This is a genomic window from Mesorhizobium sp. M1A.F.Ca.IN.020.03.2.1, assembly GCF_004023205.1.
Classification (GTDB): Bacteria; Pseudomonadota; Alphaproteobacteria; order Rhizobiales; family Rhizobiaceae; genus Mesorhizobium.
In genome coordinates, this window is sequence record NZ_RZSV01000013.1 from 29,690 (window position 1) to 48,304 (window position 18,615).

Consider the following 18,615-nt stretch of genomic DNA (forward strand, 5'->3'; position numbering starts at 1 on the left):
AGCCGCTTCCGCAACGGAGGCTTCTTGCCGCCGGACCGCTGACCGCCGTTCTCGAGGACGGCAATCTGCGGACGATCTGTTTTGCCGGCGTGGAGGTGGTTCGGGCGATCAACTATCTTGCGCGCGATGCGTCCTGGGGGACTTACAAGGCCGAACTGTCCAACATGCGCATTTCCGAGGACGGCACGTCGTTCGAGCTTCGCTATGACGGACTCTGCGCCGGCCCGCAGGGACGTTTCGCCTATCGCATGAAGATTCGTGGCGACGCTTCGGGCGAGCTGACCTTGCAAGCGGATGGCGTGGCGCTCACCGATTTTCCCACCAACCGCACCGGTTTCGTGGTGCTTCATCCTTCAGAGGCGGCGGGCAAAAGGCTGACCATCCGGCATAGCGACGGAAGCATCGAGGAGACGACATTTCCCAAATTGATCAGCCCGGACCAGCCTGCCTTCGACATTTCAGCGCTGACGCACGAGCCAGCACCCGGCCTGGTCTGCGCCGTCGCCATGGAAGGCGATGCCTTCGAGATGGAGGACCAGCGCAACTGGACGGACGCCTCGTTCAAGACTTATGTGCGGCCGCTCTCAAAGCCCCGACCTTATGTCATCGGCAAAGGTGTGAAGGACATACAGCGCGTCACGGTTTCCGTGCGCGCCGAGACATCGGCGCCTGGACCGGCTATCAGCAGTCCAGCAACCCTGACCCTTGGCGGACCTGCCGGGCGGATGTCGTCGATAGCGCTGTTCGTCGATCCCGACCAACTGCCGGCAGCCATCGCCGGCGCGGCTTCGCTTGGCCCGGTGCCGGAGATCATACTGCGCTTCGACAGCGCGCGCGGGCATGATCAACGCGTGCTGGAAAAGGCGGCCGAGCTTGCGAACGCGCTTGGCGGCGGGCTGGCGGTCGAGGCGATCTTTGATGCGATCCACCCCGGGGTCGAGGCCCAGGGTCTTGCAGCTATGGTTCGCTTGGCGGGCGTCGAACCGAGCGCCATTCTGGTTTCACCACGGCGCGAATTCAAGACACGCCCCTCGAACCATTTGCCGAACGGTGAGCGACCGATTGACGAGATCGTGCAGGCATTGCGGGCTGTCGGTCTCGCTTGTCCGATTGGGGCTGGTACGCCCTCCCTATTCACCGAATTCAACCGCAACCCGCCGACCGACGATGCGGATTTCGTCTTCTTCGGCAACAGCGCCATCGTGCATGCCGCCGATGAGCAGTCGGTCATGGAAACCCTGACCGTTTATCCTGCAGTCATGGAGACAGCACGGCAATTGTGTCCCGGAAAGCCGATCTGGCTTGGGCCTTGCACGATCGGCTTGCGGCACAATCCCTATGGTGAGGCGGTCGCAGCCAATCCCGGAAATACCCGGGTGCCCGCCGCCGGCACCGACCCGCGTCAGCGGGCATTGTTCGGTGCCGCCTTTGCCGTCGGCGTCGCGGCCCGGGCCGCTGAGACCGCCGCCGAGCGGTTGATATTGGCAGCACCGACTGGCCCCTTCGGTCTCTTGAACGAGGACGGCTCCCGACGACCTTTGCAAGCCGTCCATGCCCAAATCGCTGAGGCCGCCGGCGTCGAACGCTATCGGATTTCGAGTGATTGGCCAGGCGTGGCAGCAATTGCCTTTCGTCGCGGCAACACGATCCGCGTGCTGGCGGCCAACCTGACCCCCGTGCCGATCGACATAGCGCTATCCTCGGATGCTAAACTGCTTTGCGTTGCAGGTGAGGACACGAAGCCGGCGAAGTGCCCGCTGACCACCCATACATTGGGGCCGTACAACTCTGTCGCTCTTCAGTTTGTCCAAACACCAAGTCGACCAGACGGCAGGCTCAGGAAAAGCTGAACGTCAAGATACGCAATCCAAAGCGGGATGTCTCGTCGCCCAGCTATTTGCGTGGGCGGGATGATGGCGCCCGGCAGGAGCATGGAGTGCGCGGACAGGCCTCAAGATCAGCAGCTTCTGCAGGCGAGCGGCGCCTCTGACGCGCTGAACCTTCGATTGTTGAGGCGTCGAACCGCCAAAGACGTGTGCGGTCAACCGCCTCCGTACATGAGCTTCGGCAGCCAAATGACGATCGAGGGGAACACGATGCACAACCCTACTCCGATTGCCTGCAGGAATAAGAAGGGAACGGCGGATCGGAAGATCGTCGCCATCGATATCTCCGGTGGCGCGACACTCTTCAAGTAAAACAGTGAATAGCCGAACGGTGGGCTCAGGAATGCCATCTGCATGTTGACCATGAAAATGACGCCATACCACAGCGGCACGTCTTCAGGAGCCACACCGGCTAAGCCGAACGTACCGCCGAACTCGAGGGACTTAAGGATGGGCAGAAATATCGGTACGGTGAGAAGGAGAATGCCCACCCAGTCCAGAAACATGCCCAGGACGAACAGGATGATCATCATCAGAACAAGAATGCCGTAAGGCGCGAATCCAGTTCCGAGAATGGATTCGGCGACGAAGTTCTGCCCGCCCTTCAGGATGAAGAAGCCGACGAACATGGTGGCTCCGAAGAATATCCACATCACCATCGCAGTCGCCTTGAGGGTCGCCACGCCGGCTTCCCGGATCGTGTCCCAAGTCAGGCGGCGATGGGCGGCGCAGACGATGAAAGCACCGAATGTGCCGATGCCGGCGGCTTCAACAGGCGTTGCTATGCCAAGGAAGATGACCCCGAGCACAAGCAGGATGAGCAGAATGGGCATGAACGTGCGGCGCAGAAGCCTCAGCTTCTCCCCAAAGCCGATGCGCTCGCTCGGCGGCAAAGCCGGGCCGAGCTTGGGGTTGATGTAGCAGCGCGCCGTGACATAGACGACATACATCCCCGACAGCAGCAGCCCTGGGAATACCGACCCGATCAAAAGCTCGCCTAACGACTGTTGCGCGACGACGGCGTAGACGATCGCCATCACCGAAGGCGGTATGAGGATGCCAAGCGTTCCTCCGGCGAGCAGCGAGCCGCAGGCGAGCTTTGCGTCGTAGTTGCGGCGGAGCATCGCTGGCAGAGCGATCATGCCCATTGTCACTTCCGTCGCACCGACGACCCCAACCATTGCTGCGAGCAGGGTGCACGAGATTATGGTGGCCGAGGCAAGTCCGCCTTTCAGCCCACCCAGCCATTTATAGACGACGTCAAACAGTTCCTCGATGATCCCCGCTTTCTGAAGGATCGCGGCCATGAAGATAAAAAGCGGCACCGCCGAGAGCTGATAATCCGTCATGAAGGGAAAAATCCGCGACGGCAGCATGTTCAGCATGGCCGCATTACCGAATAAGAAGAGGAAGAGAACGGCGAGGCTGCCCGTGCAGAAGGCCATTGGCAGCCCGAGCGATAAAAGAACGCCCAGTCCGCCGAACATGAGGATGCTCAGCCACAGGATTGGAAGCTCGAGACCCATGGCTTAGCGGAGCCTTCTTGTTGCGGTCGCGATGTCACGCATCAGGCGAGACACGCCTTGAAGCAGCAGCAGCGCGGCGCCAACAGGAATCGCCAGCTTCACCGGCCAATATTGAATACCCCACTCGGTGAAAGAACTCTCGCCCACCGCCATCGCGTCGCTGGCAAAACGCCAGCCGGCAACGAGCATTGTACCCACGAACAGGAAAAAGAATGCCGAGGTGATGATATCGCAGATCGCCCGGCCACGCTCGGAGAGGTGGCTGTACACGATGTCGACCCTGACATGGGTCTCATCGCGATAGGCATAGGCCCCAGCCAGCATGTATTGCATGCCGAACATCAGAAACATGCTCTCGTGCACCCAGTTGGTAGGGGAGTTGAAAACGAAGCGGGCGACCACCTCGTAATAGTACGCCATGACCGCGAGGACCGACCAATAGGCGACGAACTCGCCTGTCACTCTTACAAGCCAGTCGACCGGCCTAAATGGCGCAAGAGGCTGTTTGACGGGCGTCGCGGGCACATCGACGACGATCTCATGGTGGGTTGCGGCGCGCCCAGTCTCACGGGCGCGGGCGCGCCGCACAAGACCGGGTATGAGAAGGGCGTCGCCGACAATAATGAGACCGAGCAGAAGTCCCGCAATCCGGCTGATGCTGCTGTCCCACTCGAGCCCGTGAACGGCCGCCGTCAGATTGTTGCGCGCCGCCGCGGCCTCAGCCTCAGCTTTTGCAAGTCGATCGGCAGCCCCCTGCTTGTTGGCTGCCGTATCTGCCTTGGCACGCGGCAACAGTCTCTCGGCGTGCTCGCTCTGGGATCGCGCGAGTGAAACTGCCTCGCGTCCATCGCGCACCTGGGTGCTTGTCCAAAGTACCGCGATGAAGAACGGGATAAAAATGAATCCCCACCTGCTCTTCAGATAGAAGCGGTGCATGCCGAGGAAGCCGGCTGTGACCAGGAACAGATAGGCAAGAAACAGGTTTGGACGGCCGGGATCACGCTGTGCCCGTTCTCGATGGACAAAATGAACGGCGGCCAGCGGAAAGACCGCGAGGGTTAACCAGTAGAGCCAGTGCGGCAGCACAAATGTTAGGGAAGGCATCGGCGAACGCCTGCTGCAGGAGCGAGCGCCCGTCCGGCTCAGGACGGGCGAAAAGAGGGTTCACAGGTTGATGGTCAGCCCCTGGTACATGTCCGGAGTGACATAACCGACTGTCGGGTTCTCCATGACCTCGAGCTGCAACTTGAAGATGCGCGCTGCGTCCTTGTCCTTGTTGGCCCACTCGAACCAGATGGGCACCGCGATTTCCTGGAACTTCTGGAGGTCCTCCGGTCCAAGCCGATTGATTTCAATGCCGGCATCAAGGAATTTTTGCCAAGCCTCCATGTCGGCCTTCTGGATCGAGCCGAAATGGGCATTGGAATAGACTTGGATCTCGTCTTCCACGAACTTCTTGAGGTTGTCCGGGAGTTGGTTCCAGACATTCATGTTGACGGCAAAGTCCATCAGGTCGACGGGCTGGTATACGGACATCAGACCGGCTGGACCCATGGAAATGTACTTGGTCACCTGCTGGAAACCGAGGGCCCAGTTTACGGCCGGACCGGTGTAGTCGGCGGCATCGATCGTGCCCTTTTCCAGCGCGGAGAACACCTCGCCGCCCGGCAGCAACGTCGTCTTGGCACCGGCTTTCGCAAAGGTTTCGGCGATCATGCCGCCCGGTACGCGCAGTTTCAGATCCCTAAAATCCTCGATTGAGCGGATCGGTGTCTTTGAGTGGATGATGTTCGGGCCGTGATGAATGCGGTTGACGTAGTAAAGGCCTTGTTTCGCATAAAGGTCGCGCGCGGCCTGCAGACCACCTTTTGAATAGAAAAAGATATCCCATTCGTGCGGATAGCGTAGCCCCAACGTGTAAGAGGACAGGAACGCCGTAGCGGGAAGCTTGCCGGCCCAATAAAGTGAAAACGAGTTCATCGCTTCCAGTACGCCGTTCTTCACCCCGTCGAGGAGTTCGAAGTCACCAACGATATCCTTTGCCTTGAACGGCTGAAATTCGAGTTGGCCTCCGGTTTTTTCCTTGATGGTGCCACACCAGTTTTGGAAGGTTTCAAGTCCGACACCCGCCGGCCACGAGGTTTGGATTTTCCAGGTGATTGCGTCTGCGGCTCCGGCCCTTCGAACCCAGGGCGCGGTGACCGCCGTCGCCGTTAGCCCAGCGACAAGTCCACTCGTCTTCAGAAACTTTCGCCTTGATTGGGAACGCGATTCTCCGTCCATTGCTTTCCTCCCTGTTCGGCAAGCGGGCAAATGATGGGCCCGTCGCCGGTCTCAAATCGCAAAATCAATGACGCAAAGGATGTCCCGTTCTTGTGGGACCAGAGCTGCCTCCTTTTTCGCAGTCGTTTCCAGCCGGATGCCAACGCCACAAACGATAGCGACAGGGACCGGCGCAGCCTGTAAATAACATAACGCGGCGCAATCATTTTCAACCACTGCGCGCCCGATCCATAGTATGCCTGTGCGGCTGTAATAAATCCATTGGTGAGTCACGCCCAATGACGCGCTCGGGGCGTCGATCTGATGCTTCAGAATTGGGATTGGGGTAAGAGCCATCGGCTCGTACTGAGCGAGTCCTTGCAGGCCCGCGAGGTCAGTCAGATGTAGGACGCGCGAGTTGCTGGTGATGAGCTGTTCGACACGCAATGCTGAATTGCGCGATTGAGATGGGGCACACTCAGTCCGAGCGCGTCCGCCATGACTTCCCCATGCGGTATAAACCAGCTCTGGCAAATGGCGTTCGGGCGTCTCCCAGCTATTTGCGCAGGCGGGATGATGGCGGCGCCCGGCGGGAGCATGGAGTGCGCGACAGGCCTCAAGATCAGCAGCTTCTGCTGGCGTCCGGTGGATACGGATCGGTCAGTCGACCGTCGCTTGACCCGTTGCCTCCTTAATCTTGTCCAAGACCGCTTCAGGCGCCACGTCGCGCTTCAGCTCCTTCAACTCATTGTCTGCTTCCGTCGGAACATCCAGGCGCTTCGCGATCTCCTCGACCAGTTTGATGAGCTTGGTCGTCTCATGCTCGTTGAGCAGGCTCACCTGCAGATCGAGGTCTGCCCGCGCATCATCCTGGGCGGCCATGCGGTTCTGGTTGATCAGTACGAACGTTGAGAGAAAGATCGCCTCGACCGAGGCGAACATGGCCAGGATAACCAGAGAAGGATCCCAGGGTTTTATAAAGTTCACGATCCCGAAATTTAGGCCGATCCAGCCGCCAAAGAAGGCGAGGTGGATGTAGACGAACATCATGCTGCCGGCAAACCTGCTGATTGCCGCCGCCGCGCGCTGCTCCAGCGATGCTGCCTTGGCATCGCGCTTCCGCCTCTCGACCAGTGCCTCGATGTTCCGCGCCAGGGCAGGGGCGAGGCCTTCCGCCGCCGGCGTGGTCGGAGTGGCGTAGCCCTGGTCCTCTGGGGCGGCTTTGGGATTCATTGTTGTCTCTCCCGTCTAGGCAGCCTAACTCGCTATTTGGCAATTCGCTCCATTTCACCGCTGTCCAGAGTGCCGAACGAGCGCCTTGTCCGACGATCCTGCCCGATGCAACAGCGGTTGCTGCAGACCGGTGCAGGCTCGCTTCGCGTTGAGTTCGCAGGGCAGGACTCTTACTTAAAGGGATGCCCGCGAGCAGAAAAATCGATTCGACTGCACGGCTGGTTGCAGAGTGGCCGCTATCCCCGGCGGCGACGCTTGGATCGTCGGTGCGGGCGAGGGGCATTTTTCTTGAAATGCGCGCTCGCCTTCCGACGGACTTGAGAAGCCTGCTCCATAGCGAGTCCCGGGTGCTTACCTTGCGTCTGCCGGAGGGCTCCCATGCCAATGTTGAGGCCGCATCGGCGATCGTGTCCAAAGCCATGCAGGACATCGAAGACCTGCCCGTCATGCCTCGCGAGGTCGAGGACATTCTGACGATCTCGGCGGGCGAGCGTCACCGCTGGCTCAAGGCCGGCCGCTTGCAGAGCGCCGGGACGCGGACGGTGAAACTGCGTGGCCGCGCGAGGAAGATCACCTTCCACGTTTTTGATCCGCGCCTGATCGAGGATGTGCTCGACCGTGACCTTGTAGCGGTCTGGCGCGAGGAAGACGCTGCGAGAGCCGCCGAGAACCGACGCCGAGCCGCTGCAAAGGCGGCGCTCAAGCGCTCGCAAAAGAGCCGCGGCGCGGCCGCAACCGACGACAGCCAAAGCGAGGCAGTCCACTCCAACCTGCGCGGCTGGGAAGACTTCGAGCGCAACGGGCTCCTCCGCTGAGGTAGGGAGCGCCGTGTCATCTTTTGGGCGGACCGCAGCGCCCTTTGAGGACAGCGATGTCGGCCTCGCGGTCCCCACCGGGCGGCGAGGAGACCGGCGCGCCGACGAGAAACGCGCCAAGCGCGTCACCCGGCGACATATTCACGATACCCTTCGGTGGTGACACTCGGAGCCACGATTCTGTCGGCCTCGCCTCTCGAAGAAGGCTGGCTAAGATAATTGGCGGCAGTGTGGGAAAGAGCGTGACCATAGAGACATGACAAAGCAGAGAATTCTTTTTGATACCGATCCTGGCGTAGATGATGCCCTCGCGCTGCTTTACCTGCACCGTCATCCGAACATCGAACTGCTCGGCATCACAACTGTCTTCGGCAACGCATCGATATCGGTTACAACGCGCAATGCCAGATTCCTCGCCGAGGCTTGGGGGATCAAAGCGCCCGTTCACGCCGGTGCTTCCGTTCCGCTAAACTGGTCCGGGGCGCCGCACCCCTATCCTGTCCATGTTCATGGCGCGAACGGGCTGGGGGATTATCCTATTGCCCAGGAAGCGCGGGAGGAGAAGGACACTGCCGCGCGATTCATCGTCGATACCGTCCGGCAGAATCCGCGTCAGGTGCGGTTGCTTGCTGTCGGAGGCCTGACCAACTTGGCGCGGGCACTGGAGGCCGATCCGGCGATAGCAGATCTGGTGCAGGACGTCGTCGTCATGGGTGGCGCGTTCGAAGTCCCTGGCAATGTGTCGCCCGTTGCCGAGGCCAATATCTATGCAGATCCGAAGGCAGCCGATCGAGTGTTTGCAGCCTCGTGGAAAGTGACCGCGGTTCCGCTCAATCTCACAAATCGAACGGTGATGACGCGACAGGATCTCGCCGCGGCCTCGGAAGGTGCCGATGCCGCCATGCAAATGGTAGCCGCACTGTCCCAAGGCTACATCGACTTCTACCTGCAATGGGGCGAAGCGGGTATGCTTGTGCACGACTGCAGCGCCGCAGTCTACCTGACCGACCCGCACTTATTCGCCACCCGATCCGGTTCGATCGTCGTATTGGAGGACGGCCCGGCGGCAGGTATGACCGTGCAGAGACTGGGCGCCGCCAGTTATTCACCGAACAAATGGGATCAACGTCCAATGCAGTCGGTGTGCGTTGGTGGCGATGCTGCAGGAATCTTGGCGAGGATTTACGCTGTCTGCAGGGGAAGTTTCGCGGAGCCATCCCCAAAAAGCTAAAAAGGCTCGCTCCGGCGAGAGAGCCGCGATGGCGCGCCCGAGCCTGTGGCGCGGCTTCTACCCACAGCCATCCAACGGGTCGGGCTCGAATGGTTCACCAGACGTGCCCGACCCGAAATGGTCCTCGAACGCGATTGCAAACCGATCCGGTCTGTTCAGATCAGGACTTGTTCGTTGTCGACGGTTCGGTATCGGACAGCCTCCGGTGCACCGCCTGCTCGGCTTTGTCGGCAGCGGACTTGACGACATCGCTGACCTTGTCAGCGAGCGTGCCTTCACTCGACGCCTGCCGTCCTGCTTCCTCGCTGGCCGCCTGGTAGGCTTCGGCTGCAACCTGCTTCACCTGGTCGACGCCCTTCTCGAGCGCGTCCTCGGCCCTTTCGCGAAGCTGTTCGCGATAGCCGCCGAGCCGCTCGTCTTCGAGTTGCGTGTGGGGCAGCATCGCGCCGATCGCCGCTCCGATCGCGAGACCGACAGCAGCAACTGCCAGAGGCTGATCCTCCATCAACTGCTGCGCGGAACGAGTGGCCCTCGTCGCCATGTCGGCGGTGGCTGTCGCCGAGTTCGTCAGCGTCTCCGCCGCGCCGCTTGCCATGCCAGATACGCTGCCGGCTGCGCTGCTGGCCATGTCAGACATGGTGCCGGCCGCACTGCTGGCCATTCCCGAGACAGTGCCGGCCGCACCGCTGGCCATGTCGCCGACAGAGGCATAGGTGTCCGAAGTCATGGCTCCGGTTCCCGCCGTGGGTGTGCCGTCATGCCCGTCGGAACCGCGACGGGTCGCGTAGCCGGGCGCGGCGGCGGAAGCGCCGCTGCCCAGCATCAGCCAGGCCAGACCGGCGCCGATTACAGTCAGTGGCAGAGGATTGTCTCGCACCTGAGCCTTCAGGTTGTGGAGCATGTCGGAGCCTGCACCGCGGCTGAAAATACCGGTGAACTCATCGAAGAGCTGGCCGGGCGTCATCTTGCCTCGAATGGACTCGGCGGTCGCTACCACCCTTGCGCGCGTGGCCTCGGCTTCGCGTTCGAGTTCGGCTGCGGATTTGTCGCTCATCTCGCTTGTTCCTTGATTACGTTCGCGTCACGCTTCAGTTGCTCCTGCGTACGGTCCGGCGCGAGCTCGGAGGGCGACATGCTCGCCATGCCGGTCCGCAGGAGGATGACACCCAGCACGGCAACGACCACTCCGACGAGCAAGGCGGACCAGCCGGCGCCCAGGCCGAGGCGGGTCAGGGCAATGACGAGCGCTTGCAGCAGCACTATCAGCGCGGCGAGAAGACATACCGCGCCGCCCAGAACCCCGACGGCGCCGGCCTCCGCTTTAGTCACGCTCTCGGATAGCTCCGCCCGCAGGAGTCTGGCCTCCGTTTGCACCAGCGTGCTCACCTGCTGTGCCAGATCGGCGACCAGAGTGCCGAGGCTTTGGTTGTCTTGAGTGTTCATTTCTTTAGCTCCGCTGCCTTCCTGGGAGCGCCGCCGTCGACGCCCCAATTGGTCGTCGCGTCATCCCATGGCTCGCTCGCCTGCGCACCAGTCTGCCTGCTCGTTTCCCTACCAGTCTTCCGTGGCGTCGCTGCGCTCTGCCCCGCGCGGCGTGTTTCCGGGGGAGAAGCCTTTATGAACCGTCCGAGCGCCAGTCCTGCCAGCACCGAACCAGCGATCAGAGTGCCGGGATTTTGGCGGCCGAAGTTCTGAATTTCCTCAAGCACCTCGCCGAAGGGCTTCTGCTTCAACGAGGAGGACAGCCTCTCCAGTCCGCCTGCCGCATCCCGCATGAAATTCGACGCCGAGCTCTGGTCGCTGTTTGCCAGATGGTCGCTTGCCGCACGCAGAGCGCCGCCGAATGCCGCCAGGCTCGATCCGATGTCGCGCTGCGTTTCCTCGGCCCTCTCCGACAGGACCTCCTGTGCTTCCGACGCATAGTCGACTGCCCTGCGAGCGACCTCGTCGCGGGCATCGTGGAGCGCTTCGCCGGCGCTTTGGGTTTCTTTCTTAACTCGATCGGAAACTTCGGTCTTCGCCTTGGCGAAGTCGGCCGGCTCGCGGCCCTGATTATTTTCGCGCTGCATGACGCCTCCTAGTGAAAGCCGAGAAAGGAGAGTATCGCGAGCACAACCACGATGAGACCGATAAGATAGATGACACTGTTCATGGCGCAGGCTCCTCCTTGCCTGTTCCAACTTCGCGCTGGCCGCGATGTTCCCTTTCGCGACCAGGATTTTTTGTAAGTAGCTACTTACCCCGATCGGCGCCTCCGAAGCCGGCAAGCTCGTCATCCGAACAGAGCAGCCGCGGCTGCGCCGGATCGGAGATATCGAGCTTGTCCCAAGGTATGCGGTAGAGGCCCTCGCGGCAGCGCAGCGCGAAAAAGTCGAGCAATGCGGTGCCGATGGCCGAGGCCGACAGGCGTTCAAAAGCTGCGAAGATGCCGACATGGAATTCGGTGACGACGAGGTCGTCGTCGTCCTGCTCGGCGATGACCTCCTCGATATGGCCGATGCTCCTGCCGCCCTGCGTGAGAACGCGCCGGCCAGCCAGATGCTCGAGATTCACATTTGCCATCCTCAGGCTCCCGGGATTCGGCCGACGATGCGATCGCGCAGCCAGCTCTGCCAGGCCAAGATCTTGGTCCTGCGCACGTCGATATCGAATTCGATGTCGACGCCGATGTCGCGCACCTTGGTCCAAGCGATGCGATGCGGCCGTGCCTGCTGCTTCCCGCTCAGCCTTGCGGCCAGCCGCGCCGTTAATCGCCCAGGCCGAGCGCCAAGCCGTCGGGCCAGCGCAATCGCGCCAAGCTCGACCGCAACGACCCTCGGCGGCTTGCCCTGCCTCAGCTCGGCGACCAGTCCATCCACCTTGCCGATCTTGACCTGCTCGCGGTCGACGACCTGCTTGTCCAGGATATCGCGCAGCAGCTGCATCAGGTGCCTCCGAATATCTGCAGGGGAATAGTCACCACCGCCAGCACGAAGCCGAGCGCGATGACGAAGATCACGGCGGCATTGGAGATGACGCCGTTGCGGTGCTGGCCGACATAGCGCTCGTCATTCAGCAGGAAGAGGAACGGCACGACCGTCAGCGGCAGACTGGCGGCGGTCAACGCCATTGAGAAGATGGTGAGCCTCAGCGGGTCGAGACCAAGCGCTATCGGAACGGCTGCAAGAAAAAGCGTGAGCGTGTAGACGAGACTGAAGCCGGGATCGTCGCGCGGCTTGAGATCCTCGCCCCAGATCCAGCCGAACCCTTGCGCGACGAGATAAGCCTGCTGCAGCGCCACTTCCAGAGCGGCTCCGAAACAGGCGATGCCGAGCGATGCGACGAAAAGGACGAAGCCCCAGAAGCCGAACACCGAGATCAGCATCAGCGGGAGCTGGTTGTAGTCGTCCACATGGTTCACGCCATGGGCGCCGAGCACAAGCGCGGCCACGATCAGCACGGCCACGGAGATCGTTCCTCCGAAGCTCATGCCGAGACCGGCAATCGCCCGATTGGTGCCGAGATAGCTCTTGTCCCATTGATCCTCGACCGCGCCCGAGGAATAAAACATGAAAAGGTAGGGCGAGATGGAAGCACCGAGGATGCTGACGGCCATGAACCAGTAGTTCGCCGTATCGTGTTGCGGCAGGCTGGGCACGGCACCGGCAGCCACCTGTTTCCATTCGGGCTTTAGCATCACCGCTGCGACGACGAAGCAGAGCGTGATCAGGCCAAGCATCGACACGCCTTTCTCGATGAGGCCGAACGTGCCTTTCCACAGCAGCAGCCATGCGAGGAAAGCCGCTGGCAATGCCCACCATTGAAAGCCGATCCCGGTGGCAAGCTCGGCAGCAATGGCAACCCCGCCTATTTCTGCCGAGAGGACCAGGAAATTGACCAGCAGGACTGCAAGCAGCGGCCAAAGGAAAGCATTGAAGCCGAAGCGTTCGCGGATGCCGTCGGCGATGGTGTGATGGCTCACGGCGGCGAAGCGACCGGCCATCTCGACCAGGAAGATGATGCAGATGGTGCCGAGCACGATCGCCCAGATGAGTTGGAAGCCGAACAGGGCGCCTGCCTGCGCCGCTGTCGCCATCGAACCGACCTCCAGGAAGCCACCAACGCTGGTCACGACGCCAAGCGAAATTTCCAGCAGCTTCTTCATCGTTGCGGCGCGAAATAGCCGCGATAGGCCGTGGCGAGATCCGCCTGCGCGGCGCGAAGCTCGTTGCGTGCCCGGCTGGCCTGCGCCTGCTGTCCGGCCTCGACCGCGCTGTCGGCCCCGCTTGCCGCGGTGGACAGCCGGCTGATCGCCGCCTTCAGCGTGTCTCGCGTCGCAGGATCGGACGGCGAGGCCGATTCCACTTGCCGGCCGGCATCGGCGAGTGTCTCGGCGAAGGATTGTAGGGCAGAGGACGCGTAGTGGGACGGCGCGGCGCCGGAGAGCCAGGCATCGGTGACCAGCACCGCCGCCTGCGCGGTCGAGGCGGCACGCTTCGATTGCTGTTCGACGGTTTCAGACGAGGAGCAGGAAGCAAGTGTCAGTGCAAGCACCTGCAGTAAAGGCAGTTTTCGCCGAGCGATGCTGCGCAATGCTTCCTCTCACTGCTGCTGCTTCGAACATGGAGATAAAGCGGCGTGGATCGGAAGGTTCCCCGCCGTAGGCCGGTTGCACGGCACTGCCGCTTATCGGTCGCTCCGCTGCGCGTCCTCGGTGGTCGAAAGGGCAGCGATCTTGTCGATCATGGCGAGCACCGCCTGCGGGGCTGACAGGTGCACCATATGCCCGGCATCGGGGACGATATCGACTACCGAGTTTGCGAGATCCGCGTGCAGCCGAAACGCCTCGGCCGGCGCGTCGAAAAGCTGATCGCCGGCGCCGGCGATTATCCCAACAGGAACGGAAATGTCGTTGTGCCGAGGCGTCACAAACGCCGCTGCGATCCACATCAGGAAGGACTCCGCCGCGATCGACCGCAGTTGCGAGGGGCGGCTCGCCAACTCCCTCGTCGTTGCGGTGAATGCCGCCGAGATCGCCGCCGGGCCAAATATCTTTCGCATTGACCAAGCCCAGCCAAGCCTGACCAGCGGCGGCAGCAAGGTGTGGCGGAAGGCCGTTCCGATCAAAGGCAAGATCGGCAACCCCGACAGGGCGAGTTCGAACCTTGGCGATGGATAGTGGTAGCCGGAGAGAAGCACGACCCCGGCAACGCGCCCAGGGCGCCGTCGCGCCATCTCGAGCGCAACGGCGGCACCCCAAGAGTGGCCAAGAACAATATAGCGTCCAATTCCGAGTTTGGCGGCCGCGGCATCGATCAGATCGGCCTGCGCGGCGGCCGACCAGATCCTGCCGATCGGGCGCGAGCTCCTGCCGAAGCCTGGTCTGTCGAAAGCCAGAACACGATAGTCTGCGGCCGCTTTGTCGACGATGCCGCTTGTCGTGAAATCCTCGGCCGAAGAGCCGTTGCCATGCAGCAACAACAGCGGCATGCCCTGGCCATCCTCGATCAGGTGCAGCCGCGCTCCGTCGACTTCGACGAAGCGTCCAAAACGTCGGCCGCGTAACGCCCGCCGCGCCCGCAGGCCATTGTAGAGGGCAAGCCCGGCCGCTGCCGCGGCAAGGAGGAGGACCACGTCGTTGAACGTGGCGATGTCAGGCATGATCCCGTGCTGCTACGGAGCCATGGCACAAGCCGCTGTTGAGAGAAGCGGCGGATGTACCCAGGCGCTGGCTTCCAAAGAAGGAGCTTTCAGGCCGAGCCCTTCTGAGGCAGCTTCGTCTCCTCATCGACCTGTTCCTGGAGAGCCCTGCGTTCGCGCTCTCTTCCCTCAGCGTCGACCGGTCGATCTTGCCGTTCAAGCTCGCGTTCCACCGTGTCACGCGCGCCCTCGACAGGATCTTCCTGCGGCAGACGCTTATCTGTTCGCTTTGTGCCTTGCTCGCTCGCCCGGTCACTGTCCGATCCCAGTTTGGACGGATCGTCCTTTGCAGAATGCTTCGTCATTGGCTTACTTACCTATCTGGCCTGCCACGTCGGCGGATCACGTGCCGATCTGTTCACAAGCAGCCCAACAGGCGAGCTGTTTCTTTGTTCCGGCTATCCCGTGCGGCAGTTGGTCAGTCCCGATCCTCATGGTCTTCCGCCTGTGCCGGTTCCGACTCCTCGAGAGCTTCAATGACCGGGGCAAGCGAGGTCTCTTTCCGATGATTTGATTCTGTCGGGTCCTCCTGCTCGGCCGTCATGTCGAGCGCCCGTTCGATTGCATCTTCGATATTGCCGATTTCCTCCTCGCGAACCTCGTGCCCGTAGCCCGCGGCGTCGGCGTCCTGCTCGAACTGTCGCACAAGCACCGGAACGCTGACTTGTGTGTCGGCAGGCAAGTTCCCGACGTTCTCCTCGAGCCAGCTTCGAAAGAACTCCTTGGTTGCACTCATGAGCCGCCTCCTTCGAGCTGAGAACGGCCGCCGTCTGCCAATGTTCCTCTGGCGGGGCTTGCGTTGCCGCGTCTTTCGTCTGAGCGGTTACAACGAGGATCTTCGCGGCAGACGGGATCGCTCATCCACGGCCCGACGGGAAGCTGCGCCCTCCAGTCGATCTGGAACGCTTAGCGCAGGAATGGCGGCTCCTCAGCAGCGTTCCTCGATCGACCGGATCACCTCCTCGACACCTCGCAGTCGGTTTCGATTTCCCGCGTGATTAGGTCATCTGGCGCCCTGACTTTCAGGCACCCGAAACGCCTTGCGCATGTTCGGAACGATCGAGTCCAACTGCCGTTACCGACGAAAGAACAGGAGGAACCGATGAGCGGACGCAGAACCCATGACCAGCAAGTGCGCATCCTGGAAGAACGTGAGAACACGAAGAACGCGCCCAAGGAATTCGACGCCAAGGCGGAGCTGAAGCAGCCGGCCGCGGAGCGCGAAGCGCGGCGGAAAGGTTCGGACCTCAGGAGCGACACGCCCGACCTCGTCGACCCCGATGATCGCAACATCCTTCGCGGCAAGAATCAGGAAAGCGGCCACAACAAGCATCGTGGCGACTAAAGCCTGTCACGCACGTCTTGGTCCCGAAGCCGGTTTCGACTTTCGGTGGATATGTTTTAGGCAGGGCGGCTTTCGACATGAGATGCGATCGTCCCCTTGCTGGCGGTCTTGGTTTGGGCACACCTGGTTATGAATTCTTGGGCCTCCGCTTCCGTGAGATGCTCGATGCCGATGAAGTCGTTTTTTGCGCGGCCTGAGCGAATGAGCTCATCGAGCTTCGCCTGAATGGCCACGCCGTCGCGATTCTGGGTATTTTGAATCAGGAAAACCATCAGGAAAGTAACGATCGTCGTCGCGGTGTTGATGATCAGCTGCTCGGAATAATGAAAGGCCGGGCCGGCAATGGCCCAGAGGACCACCGAAACCACGCACAAGACGAAGGCCCATGCACGACCCGCGGCATGGGCGACATTCTCCGCGAGCCGATTGAATGCTTTTTCCAATGTTGAACTCCGGACTTTCACCCTGACGAAATTTCCCGCCAAGCCAGCCTGAGGATAGTGTGCCGGATGAACTGCACCGAAATGCAGCCGTTTATCCTGTCCTTGGCGCTGGGCACCGGCAAGAAATCAACTGAAGGCGGGCGCGACGCCAAGAAGGCGACCGCTCCGCTGAAAAAACTTGCAGCGTTTCGCGAGGAGGCGGGCCCCGTAATCGCGGCCCCGGTCAAAGAGACCGGGGCCGCGTCGCCAAGTCGACTTTTGGCATGCGAATAAGCGTTTATCGGGCGCCTTACGCGGCCGCCTGCATGGCCCGCTTGTTCGCACCGCTTTCGCCGAGCTTGCTAAGTGTCTCGTCGGTAGCGGATTCTTCCTTGAGGGTGTCGCGCAGCAAGGGGAGGGCGTCTTTCAGGCCCAGTTGCTCCGCCCAGGCAATCAGCGTGCCGTAGCGCGCTATTTCATAATGCTCGACCGCCTGGGCGGCAGCCACAAGGCCCGCGTCGAGCGCCGGCTCGTCCTTGTATTCCTCGAGGATCTCCGAACCCTCTTCAATGATGCCATCGATCGCGGGACACGTCTTGCCGCGCGCCGGCTTGCCCAGCATTTCGAAAACCTGCTCGAGCCGGTCGACCTGAGCTTCAGTCTCGGTGCGATGCTTTTCGAAGGCCGCGCCCACTTCCTGTGACTGCGCCGCCTTGGCCATCTTAGGCAGCGTCTTCAGGATCTTTTTCTCTGCATAATAAAGGTCTTTCAGGCCATCCACGAACAGGCTTTCCAAGCCGTTCGCCGCGCCGGACGAACTTTTCTTTGCCATCGACGTCTCCTTCGTTCGACTTTCTTGACCAAACAAAACCGGTGGGATCGACCGATGTTCCCGCGAAATATTTTTTGAAGCCGGGATGACGAGCCGAGGTGCGCGAGCGTTACTTCGGCGTGCCCTTGCCGTTGCGGGACGAAAGTTGGTCGAGCATGCTGAGCGCTGCACTGGGACCCGCATGCTCCAGCAGACCCTGCTCGGCGGCCGCCTTCTTGAAGGCGGCAAAGGCGATTGCCGGCCGGCAAATCCCGTTGGTCGCGTCTTCCACCAGCCGAACCGCCTTGCGATAGGCTGGTGAGTCCTTGCTCTTCCATTTCCGACCAAGCGCATTCTTGGCGTCAGCGATCGACGACACCATCATCGTGCCGCCGTTGACGAAGTGGATGGTGAGGGGCAGGAATCTGCTCAAGGCTCTTTCACCGTCCTAGCCATTCGCACGCAGGCCGGGCGGCCCCGACGAAGAGGTCCGCGGTCGGCGCCGCCGCCAAGGGGATTATCGGTCCGAAAGGATTTCATGGTGCTACCGCCTGTTTGAGATCGCATAAAACGAAGCTGCCGCCGGGTAGTTGCATTCAGCCGGCCCGTGGCGGTCAAAAAACCTGCTCCTACTGATCGCTGTCCCGGCGAGCGGCGCCGGCGGTTGTGGCGGCCATGATTGAGGTCCCGACGGATGTCGCGACCGATGTCCGGATTGAGAGCCGGCAGCTTCGGAGCGAGGCCAACCTTTTCTGTTCGCGTGCGTTGTCCCTCGAAAGCGAAGGAGACACCGATGCCGACGAAATCCGCCAGGATGACCGACTCCGCCACACCGATGAAATCGGCCCCGCGGACCAAATCCACCTCCGAGCAGGCGGCCAGCAAGCAGCGGAGCGTGCAACGCAAGGTCGACGCGACCGATCGCGCCAAGTCGAACGGCAAATCCAAATCACAAGGCGCCATGCAGGCCGGCGCACGGGAATACCCGGTGCCGCCTTTCCCGAAGCAGCATCATCCCAAACCCGGCGAGGAATGGGCGATCGAGCCCGCGCCGCTCTACGACGCGCCGTTCTGGCAGGGGTCGAACAAATTGGGAGGCAAGGTGGCGCTGATCGCCGGCGGCGATTCCGGCATCGGCCGCGCAGTTGCCGTGTTGTTCGCCCGGGAAGGGGCGGATATCGCCATCGCCTATCTCAGCGAGGATCGCGACGCGAAGGCGACAAAGCAGGCAGTCGAGGCCGAAGGCAGGCGCTGCATCATCATGCGCGGCGACGTGGCCAGGCGGACCTTCTGCCACAAGGCGGTGGAGCGGACGCTGAAGGCCTTCGGCAGGCTCGACGTGCTCGTCAACAACGCTGCCTTCCAGGTGCATTCGACCGATTTCGCCGACCTCACCGAGCAACAC

At 61.6% G+C, this 18,615-nt stretch carries 23 protein-coding genes; 6 read left to right on the forward strand and 17 right to left on the reverse strand.

Annotated features, from left to right (window positions below; genetic code table 11):
- Window positions 1-95 precede the first annotated feature (95 nt).
- Window positions 96-1,850, forward strand: a complete 1,755-nt coding sequence (locus EOA79_RS04160) for a hypothetical protein (RefSeq protein WP_179293681.1) — start codon at window positions 96-98, stop codon at window positions 1,848-1,850.
- A gap of 191 nt (window positions 1,851-2,041) precedes the next feature.
- Here EOA79_RS04160 and EOA79_RS04165 read toward each other — a convergent pair whose 3' ends face one another.
- The 4 genes from EOA79_RS04165 to EOA79_RS04180 all read right to left on the reverse strand — a co-directional run bounded on the left by EOA79_RS04165 (window position 2,042) and on the right by EOA79_RS04180 (window position 6,907).
- Entirely contained in the window at window positions 2,042-3,412 is a 1,371-nt protein-coding gene (locus EOA79_RS04165) for a TRAP transporter large permease subunit (protein WP_095826168.1), read from the reverse strand.
- A 3-nt stretch (window positions 3,413-3,415) separates the two neighbouring features.
- A complete protein-coding gene (locus EOA79_RS04170) occupies window positions 3,416-4,516 on the reverse strand; it encodes a TRAP transporter small permease subunit (RefSeq protein WP_067320504.1) in 1,101 nt (366 codons plus the stop codon).
- A 60-nt stretch (window positions 4,517-4,576) separates the two neighbouring features.
- Window positions 4,577-5,695, reverse strand: a complete 1,119-nt coding sequence (dctP, locus tag EOA79_RS04175) for a TRAP transporter substrate-binding protein DctP (RefSeq protein ID WP_067320507.1) — start codon at window positions 5,693-5,695, stop codon at window positions 4,577-4,579.
- A gap of 639 nt (window positions 5,696-6,334) precedes the next feature.
- Window positions 6,335-6,907, reverse strand: coding sequence for a DUF1003 domain-containing protein (locus EOA79_RS04180; RefSeq protein ID WP_095826170.1), 573 nt, complete (start codon window positions 6,905-6,907; stop codon window positions 6,335-6,337).
- 182 nt (window positions 6,908-7,089) lie between these two features.
- Between EOA79_RS04180 and EOA79_RS04185 the strand changes: the two genes are divergently transcribed.
- Window positions 7,090-7,722: a hypothetical protein gene (locus EOA79_RS04185; protein WP_095826171.1), complete on the forward strand. Its 633-nt coding sequence runs from the start codon at window positions 7,090-7,092 to the stop codon at window positions 7,720-7,722.
- Between the two features lie 256 nt (window positions 7,723-7,978).
- Window positions 7,979-8,953 carry a nucleoside hydrolase gene (locus tag EOA79_RS04190; protein ID WP_095826172.1) on the forward strand — a complete coding sequence of 325 codons (975 nt, stop codon included), beginning with the start codon at window positions 7,979-7,981 and terminating at the stop codon, window positions 8,951-8,953.
- Window positions 8,954-9,113: 160 nt separating this feature from the next.
- Here the strand turns inward: EOA79_RS04190 and EOA79_RS04195 are convergent, their stop codons facing one another.
- The 10 genes from EOA79_RS04195 to EOA79_RS04240 form a co-directional block, all read right to left on the reverse strand.
- The gene (locus EOA79_RS04195) at window positions 9,114-10,007 is read right to left on the reverse strand and encodes a DUF3618 domain-containing protein (protein ID WP_095826173.1); all 894 of its coding nucleotides are present in this window, start codon (window positions 10,005-10,007) and stop codon (window positions 9,114-9,116) included.
- Entirely contained in the window at window positions 10,004-10,396 is a 393-nt protein-coding gene (locus EOA79_RS04200) for a phage holin family protein (RefSeq protein WP_066994794.1), read from the reverse strand. The genes EOA79_RS04195 and EOA79_RS04200 overlap by 4 nt, the downstream gene beginning before the upstream one ends.
- Window positions 10,393-11,220 (reverse strand): hypothetical protein, encoded by an 828-nt coding sequence (locus EOA79_RS04205; RefSeq protein WP_245322510.1) that lies wholly within the window; start codon window positions 11,218-11,220, stop codon window positions 10,393-10,395. Before EOA79_RS04205 ends, EOA79_RS04200 begins: the two co-directional genes overlap by 4 nt.
- Window positions 11,186-11,515, reverse strand: a complete 330-nt coding sequence (locus EOA79_RS04210; RefSeq protein WP_095826175.1) for a hypothetical protein — start codon at window positions 11,513-11,515, stop codon at window positions 11,186-11,188. The genes EOA79_RS04205 and EOA79_RS04210 overlap by 35 nt, the downstream gene beginning before the upstream one ends.
- A gap of 2 nt (window positions 11,516-11,517) precedes the next feature.
- Window positions 11,518-11,877 (reverse strand): hypothetical protein, encoded by a 360-nt coding sequence (locus tag EOA79_RS04215; protein ID WP_067320534.1) that lies wholly within the window; start codon window positions 11,875-11,877, stop codon window positions 11,518-11,520.
- Entirely contained in the window at window positions 11,877-13,097 is a 1,221-nt protein-coding gene (locus EOA79_RS04220) for a divalent metal cation transporter (protein ID WP_095826176.1), read from the reverse strand. The genes EOA79_RS04215 and EOA79_RS04220 overlap by 1 nt, the downstream gene beginning before the upstream one ends.
- Entirely contained in the window at window positions 13,094-13,525 is a 432-nt protein-coding gene (locus EOA79_RS04225; RefSeq protein ID WP_127239686.1) for a hypothetical protein, read from the reverse strand. Before EOA79_RS04225 ends, EOA79_RS04220 begins: the two co-directional genes overlap by 4 nt.
- Before the next feature lie 93 nt (window positions 13,526-13,618).
- Window positions 13,619-14,593: an alpha/beta hydrolase gene (locus tag EOA79_RS04230; protein WP_095826177.1), complete on the reverse strand. Its 975-nt coding sequence runs from the start codon at window positions 14,591-14,593 to the stop codon at window positions 13,619-13,621.
- Window positions 14,594-14,682: 89 nt separating this feature from the next.
- On the reverse strand, window positions 14,683-14,937 hold the full coding sequence (locus EOA79_RS04235) for a hypothetical protein (protein ID WP_067320542.1): 255 nt from the start codon (window positions 14,935-14,937) through the stop codon (window positions 14,683-14,685).
- Between the two features lie 113 nt (window positions 14,938-15,050).
- Window positions 15,051-15,368, reverse strand: coding sequence for a hypothetical protein (locus tag EOA79_RS04240; protein ID WP_095802615.1), 318 nt, complete (start codon window positions 15,366-15,368; stop codon window positions 15,051-15,053).
- A gap of 366 nt (window positions 15,369-15,734) precedes the next feature.
- On the opposite strand from EOA79_RS04240, the gene EOA79_RS04245 reads away from it, so the two are divergent.
- On the forward strand, window positions 15,735-15,977 hold the full coding sequence (locus EOA79_RS04245) for a hypothetical protein (protein WP_095802614.1): 243 nt from the start codon (window positions 15,735-15,737) through the stop codon (window positions 15,975-15,977).
- Between the two features lie 56 nt (window positions 15,978-16,033).
- On the opposite strand, the gene EOA79_RS04250 is transcribed toward EOA79_RS04245, so the two are convergent.
- Entirely contained in the window at window positions 16,034-16,420 is a 387-nt protein-coding gene (locus EOA79_RS04250) for a low affinity iron permease family protein (protein WP_095826179.1), read from the reverse strand.
- 66 nt (window positions 16,421-16,486) lie between these two features.
- Here EOA79_RS04250 and EOA79_RS04255 point away from each other — a divergent pair, with 66 nt between their 5' ends.
- Window positions 16,487-16,693: a hypothetical protein gene (locus tag EOA79_RS04255; protein WP_095826180.1), complete on the forward strand. Its 207-nt coding sequence runs from the start codon at window positions 16,487-16,489 to the stop codon at window positions 16,691-16,693.
- Between the two features lie 16 nt (window positions 16,694-16,709).
- Here the strand turns inward: EOA79_RS04255 and EOA79_RS04260 are convergent, their stop codons facing one another.
- Window positions 16,710-17,231, reverse strand: a complete 522-nt coding sequence (locus EOA79_RS04260; protein WP_066994822.1) for a ferritin-like domain-containing protein — start codon at window positions 17,229-17,231, stop codon at window positions 16,710-16,712.
- Between the two features lie 109 nt (window positions 17,232-17,340).
- Window positions 17,341-17,643 carry a DUF982 domain-containing protein gene (locus tag EOA79_RS04265; protein WP_127334768.1) on the reverse strand — a complete coding sequence of 101 codons (303 nt, stop codon included), beginning with the start codon at window positions 17,641-17,643 and terminating at the stop codon, window positions 17,341-17,343.
- Window positions 17,644-18,003: 360 nt separating this feature from the next.
- Between EOA79_RS04265 and EOA79_RS04270 the strand changes: the two genes are divergently transcribed.
- Window positions 18,004-18,615 (forward strand): SDR family NAD(P)-dependent oxidoreductase (locus tag EOA79_RS04270; protein ID WP_128292877.1); only part of this gene is annotated, 612 nt, incomplete at its 3' end.

Excerpts from the sequence above, each read along its gene's own strand:
- EOA79_RS04165 (WP_095826168.1), bottom strand. The coding sequence starts at position 3,412 with ATGGGTCTCGAGCTTCCAATCCTGTGGCTGAGCATCCTCATGTTCGGC.
- EOA79_RS04170 (WP_067320504.1), bottom strand. The coding sequence starts at position 4,516 with ATGCCTTCCCTAACATTTGTGCTGCCGCACTGGCTCTACTGGTTAACC.
- dctP (WP_067320507.1), bottom strand. The coding sequence starts at position 5,695 with ATGGACGGAGAATCGCGTTCCCAATCAAGGCGAAAGTTTCTGAAGACG.
- EOA79_RS04180 (WP_095826170.1), bottom strand. The coding sequence starts at position 6,907 with ATGAATCCCAAAGCCGCCCCAGAGGACCAGGGCTACGCCACTCCGACC.
- EOA79_RS04185 (WP_095826171.1), top strand. The coding sequence starts at position 7,090 with ATGCCCGCGAGCAGAAAAATCGATTCGACTGCACGGCTGGTTGCAGAG.
- EOA79_RS04190 (WP_095826172.1), top strand. The coding sequence starts at position 7,979 with ATGACAAAGCAGAGAATTCTTTTTGATACCGATCCTGGCGTAGATGAT.
- EOA79_RS04195 (WP_095826173.1), bottom strand. The coding sequence starts at position 10,007 with ATGAGCGACAAATCCGCAGCCGAACTCGAACGCGAAGCCGAGGCCACG.
- EOA79_RS04200 (WP_066994794.1), bottom strand. The coding sequence starts at position 10,396 with ATGAACACTCAAGACAACCAAAGCCTCGGCACTCTGGTCGCCGATCTG.
- EOA79_RS04210 (WP_095826175.1), bottom strand. The coding sequence starts at position 11,515 with ATGGCAAATGTGAATCTCGAGCATCTGGCTGGCCGGCGCGTTCTCACG.
- EOA79_RS04215 (WP_067320534.1), bottom strand. The coding sequence starts at position 11,877 with ATGCAGCTGCTGCGCGATATCCTGGACAAGCAGGTCGTCGACCGCGAG.
- EOA79_RS04220 (WP_095826176.1), bottom strand. The coding sequence starts at position 13,097 with ATGAAGAAGCTGCTGGAAATTTCGCTTGGCGTCGTGACCAGCGTTGGT.
- EOA79_RS04230 (WP_095826177.1), bottom strand. The coding sequence starts at position 14,593 with ATGCCTGACATCGCCACGTTCAACGACGTGGTCCTCCTCCTTGCCGCG.
- EOA79_RS04235 (WP_067320542.1), bottom strand. The coding sequence starts at position 14,937 with ATGACGAAGCATTCTGCAAAGGACGATCCGTCCAAACTGGGATCGGAC.
- EOA79_RS04240 (WP_095802615.1), bottom strand. The coding sequence starts at position 15,368 with ATGAGTGCAACCAAGGAGTTCTTTCGAAGCTGGCTCGAGGAGAACGTC.
- EOA79_RS04245 (WP_095802614.1), top strand. The coding sequence starts at position 15,735 with ATGAGCGGACGCAGAACCCATGACCAGCAAGTGCGCATCCTGGAAGAA.
- EOA79_RS04255 (WP_095826180.1), top strand. The coding sequence starts at position 16,487 with ATGAACTGCACCGAAATGCAGCCGTTTATCCTGTCCTTGGCGCTGGGC.
- EOA79_RS04260 (WP_066994822.1), bottom strand. The coding sequence starts at position 17,231 with ATGGCAAAGAAAAGTTCGTCCGGCGCGGCGAACGGCTTGGAAAGCCTG.